This is a genomic window from Homoserinimonas sp. (genome assembly GCF_056262345.1).
Window position 1 is genome coordinate 1 of sequence record NZ_JBACFR010000136.1, and the last position, 4,358, is coordinate 4,358.

The 4,358-nt window shown below is 63.7% G+C and carries 5 protein-coding genes and 1 pseudogene; all 6 read left to right on the forward strand.

Annotation, left to right across the window (positions count from 1 at the left end):
* Nucleotides 1–225: pseudogene (locus AC062T_RS06755) on the forward strand (hypothetical protein); the annotation flags it as partial.
* Between the two features lie 5 nt (nt 226–230).
* Nucleotides 231–1,361 carry an acyl-CoA dehydrogenase family protein gene (locus tag AC062T_RS06760; RefSeq protein WP_476028558.1) on the forward strand — a complete coding sequence of 377 codons (1,131 nt, stop codon included), beginning with the start codon at nt 231–233 and terminating at the stop codon, nt 1,359–1,361.
* Nucleotides 1,362–1,405: 44 nt separating this feature from the next.
* Nucleotides 1,406–1,894 (forward strand): MaoC family dehydratase, encoded by a 489-nt coding sequence (locus AC062T_RS06765; protein ID WP_476028560.1) that lies wholly within the window; start codon nt 1,406–1,408, stop codon nt 1,892–1,894.
* A gap of 49 nt (nt 1,895–1,943) precedes the next feature.
* Nucleotides 1,944–2,738 (forward strand): FadR/GntR family transcriptional regulator, encoded by a 795-nt coding sequence (locus AC062T_RS06770; RefSeq protein WP_476028562.1) that lies wholly within the window; start codon nt 1,944–1,946, stop codon nt 2,736–2,738.
* A 169-nt stretch (nt 2,739–2,907) separates the two neighbouring features.
* Nucleotides 2,908–3,975, forward strand: a complete 1,068-nt coding sequence (locus AC062T_RS06775; protein WP_476028564.1) for an ABC transporter substrate-binding protein — start codon at nt 2,908–2,910, stop codon at nt 3,973–3,975.
* 48 nt (nt 3,976–4,023) lie between these two features.
* Nucleotides 4,024–4,358: hypothetical protein (locus AC062T_RS06780; protein WP_476028566.1), on the forward strand; the 335-nt coding region annotated here is incomplete at its 3' end.

Sequence of the window (4,358 nt, forward strand, 5' to 3'; positions counted from 1 at the left end):
GTCTACAGCGAGCTACTTCAAGACATGACGGGCTTCGGCGCCTCGATCTCGGGAATCGAAGGTCAGCTCAAGACCCCCCGCGTCGCGAGCGGCGGATGGGAATCGGGCGAATGGCTGCTCGACCACATCTCGTCGTGGGAGTGGACGATCCCCGGCGGCACAAGCGAAATTCAGCGAACGATCATTGGCGAGCGTGGGCTCGGCCTCCCCCGCGAACCGAGGTAGTGGCGATGACAATTTTGGGAATCACAGAAGAACACCAGGCGCTGCGCGAGGTCGCGTGGGATCTGCTTGAACAGAAATCATCGCTCGCGGAGGTGCATCGCATCGTTGATGGCGGCACCGCGGTCAACGAAGGTCTCGACGACGCGTTCTCGGAACTCGGGCTCTTTGGCATCGACATCCCCGAGTCGCTCGGGGGCGGAGACGGCACGACCGCTCATGTGCGCCAGGTGGCGGAGGGAACAGGATGGGCGGCAGCGTCGACGCGGCTCGTCGGCACGAGCGCCGCGATCAGTTCATTGCTCGCCTCAGAATCGGAAACGGCGCGTGACACCTGGCTCGCACAGCTCGCCGAGGGTGGACTCGGCGGCGCAGTCGCCCTGCCCGACATCTTCTCGACCGATGCGGATGGCGACGGCGTAGTCGCAACATCCTTCGACGGCGGATGGCGCCTCGACGGACAGGTCTCGTACGTTCTCGATGCCCTGACCGCTGGCGTACTCGTTGTGCTCGGGCGCACCGACGATGGCACCGCCGTCGTCGGACTCGTCTCGGCAGCGGACGACAGCGTGAGCGTGGAACGGCAAGAGGCCCTCGACCTGACCCGCACGCTCGGGCGCGTGCGACTCAACGGAACGACCCTGCCGTCATCCGACGTGCTCGGGGTCGGCGATGCCGCAACCGCATGCGTCGCCGCTGCCGCCCAGCGCGGCGCACTCCTGCTCGCGGCCGACTCGCTCGGGGCCGCCGCGCGGGTGCTGGCCCTCACCACCGAGTACGCCCAGCAGCGCCAACAGTTCGACAGGGCAATCGGCTCGTTCCAGGCGGTCAAGCATCAGGCAGCGGACATGCTCGTTCGCACCGAGATGGCTCGGGCACTCATCGACGAGGCGGCGATGGCGATCGACGAAGGCAGAGCGGATGCCGCGCAGCTCGTGTCGATGGCCAAGGACTACGCGTGCGGGGCTGCCGCTTGGGTCGCCGGCCGCGGCATCCAACTGCATGGCGGCATCGGCTACACGTGGGAACACGACATGCACATCTTTTTCAAGCGGGCGAAGCTCAACGAAGCCCTCTTTGGGGACCGCCGCTGGCACCGCGAGCGCATCGCCGAAGGATTGCGCGCCGAACGCTCGTAGCACCGCAGCACCGCAGCATCGCAGCATCGATCAAAGGAGACGAAATGCAGGTTACGTACGACGAACTCGAGGCAATGATTGGCAGCGATCTCGGCCCCTCCGACTACCGCGTCATAACGCAAGACGACATCCAGGTATTCGCCGACCTCACGGACGACCACTACTGGCTGCACGTTGACCAGGAGCAGGCGGCGACGGGTCCCTTCGGCACGACGATCGCCCATGGCTACCTGACCCTCGCCATGATCAGCGCCCTGTGGCCCGGGCTGTTGTGGGTGACGGACGCTCCGCTCATGGTCAATTACGGATTCGAGCGTGTGCGCTTTACCGCCCCGGTACTGAGCGGCTCCCGCATCCGAATGCAGGCCAAGCTCGCCGACGTGATCCCCACAGCCAGGGGATGTCGGCTTCAGGTCGAGATGTCACTCGAGCGGGAGAACGAGGACAGGCCGGCGATCGTTGCAACCTGCCTCTTTGATCTGACCAAGCCCGACGGCTCGGCAGGACACGGCGCGCCGAACACCCCACAGTAGTTAATGAGGTTGTCTTAGATAACGACGAGTTCAGAAAGAGGCCGGCGCCATGACGCGAGACACCCTGGGGGCTATTCAGCCACTCAATCAGCAGTCAATCGGCGAAATGGTGGCGAACATCCTGCGCAACAGGATCATCACGGGCGAACTCGTCGCAGGCTCGATGCTGCCCAGGCAAGAAGACCTCATGCGGGAGTTTTCGATCAGCAGGCCCCCCATGCGAGAGGCCCTGCGCATTCTCGAAGCCGAAGGGCTCGTGATCGTGCGGCGCGGCAACGTTGGCGGCGCCGAGGTGCGCGCCCCCGACCGGAGCGGAATCGTCGGATCCCTCGGGCTGCTCCTGCAATTCGAGGATGCTCCCCTTAAAGATCTTGCGGATGCGCTCGTGGAGATGGAACCGCTGTGTGCCGCCCTCGCGGCAGACCGAGAAGATCGCGAAGAGGCGGTGATCGCCAAGCTCCAGCCCCACCTCACCGCGGCGCGGGAGCATCTGGCCAACGGCGCTGAGTTCACCGCCCACTCCCGAGCGTTTCACGAGGCCCTGATCGCGTCGTGTGGCAACGCGACGATCCGCATCACTGTCGGCGCACTAGAAGAGCTGTGGTCGACCCAGGAACAGGCATGGGCAGACACCGCAGAGCTCACCGCCGACTACCCGTCGATCGAGCAGCGCGAGGAGGTTCTTGCGGTACACGAAGAGATTCTCGACGCCATCCGCAAAGGGCACCGCAGTCACGCGATGACACTCGCCCGCGCCCACGCCCGCGCTTACCCCACTCACGTCCTGGCAACGGGCGAGCGCAGACGCATTATTCTCACCACTCGCGGCGGGTCTCACAGCTAACGCTGGCGCCCGACTTTCGCGAAAGATCCAAGGCCTTGCCGTGGCATTCACTGCGCCCTCGCACCATCGAAACGATCGCGTGCATCCGTTGCGCTTCTTCTTAATGATTACTAGTGTTCAGATCATATGAGGAGCGCGGATTATTCCCGCTGACCGAAGGGAACACGACGTGAAAAGTTCATCCCGATGGGCTGCTGCGGCAGTCGCCGCAATGCTGTCACTCGCTGTCGCGGGATGCTCGACAGCCGACACCCCGGCGGCGAGCGCACCCGAGACAGAGCCGGTCTCTGCTGAATGGCAGGCCGTGATCGATGCGGCGAATAAAGAAGGCCGCGTCACGTGGTACTCGGTCTCTCCGCCCGCTGCGAGAGAAGCATTGAAAGCGGCGTTCGAAGCCGCATACCCCGAGATCTCGGTCGAGATTCGCGCGCTCAATGCTGCGGAGATGCAGGCCGCCCTCGAAACAGAACACGACACGTCAACGGCTGGCGCGGATGTGGTTTCGGCAGTGAATTACGCATGGACCTACGAAAAGTCCGCAGCGACGGACTGGCTCACCGATATCGAAGGTCCGGCCCTCGATGAAACCGACTGGGTTGACAGCGGCTACATCGTCAACGACAACGTCGTCATGGCACCCATTGGGCTGGTCGTGATTGGCTGGAACACCCAACAGTTCCCCGAGGGGATCACAGGCTACGACGATCTTCTCGACCCCCGCCTCGACAACGGTGTCGTGGGGATGATCGAGCCATACGCCGCGGTTTTTGCCGACTGGTGGACCTTTATCGAAGAGAATCACAACCCCGACTTTCTCGAAGAAATGGCCAAGCAGGAGCCCACCTTCTATCCCAGCGCAGCCGTGATGAACGAGGCGATCGCGTCCGGCGAGGTTGCCGTCGGCGGATTTGCCACAGCGGTCGACCTTGCCGAGCTCAAGGCCAACGGAGCGCCCGTCGACTTTGTCGTTCCCGACCCCGCCTGGACAGCGCAGAACCTCTTCTACATTCCACAGTCCGCAGGCAACCCCAACGCCGCTCAGGTGTTCATGAACTTCTTCGCCACCCCGGCCGGACAAGCCGCCATTGCCGAGTTCGGCGCGACGCCCCTCACTGACGTCGCGCCCGAGACCCTGGGAGATAACACCCCCATCGTCCTGACCGACCTTGACCATGTGCTCGACCCCGCCTGGGCAACCGATTACCAGGCCAGGTGGCGCGAGATCTTCGGCCGCTAGCACCAGGTTTCGAGCACATCCGGCATGTTGTTACGAGAAGGCGAGAGCATGAGCGTCATCAACCACGTCAGCGCAGACCGAGCCGCAACCCGATGGGTTCGGCACCATGGCCTCACGGTGGGACTGGCACTCGTGCTCTCGTTTCTCGTGCTGTTCCCCCTGATCCGTCTTCAATACCTGGCCCTCGAGGATGGTGGGCGAGCCTACCGGGATGCGGTGGCACTGCCCAACATTGGAACGACCATCGCGACGACCCTCGCTCTGGGTATCGGGTCTCTTGTAATCGCGGTAGTCCTGGGCACGGCACTCGCCTGGTTTGCCCTCCGTTTGCCGCACCGGTCGCGCTGGTTGGCCACGGTACCGATTCTGCCCATGGTCTTACC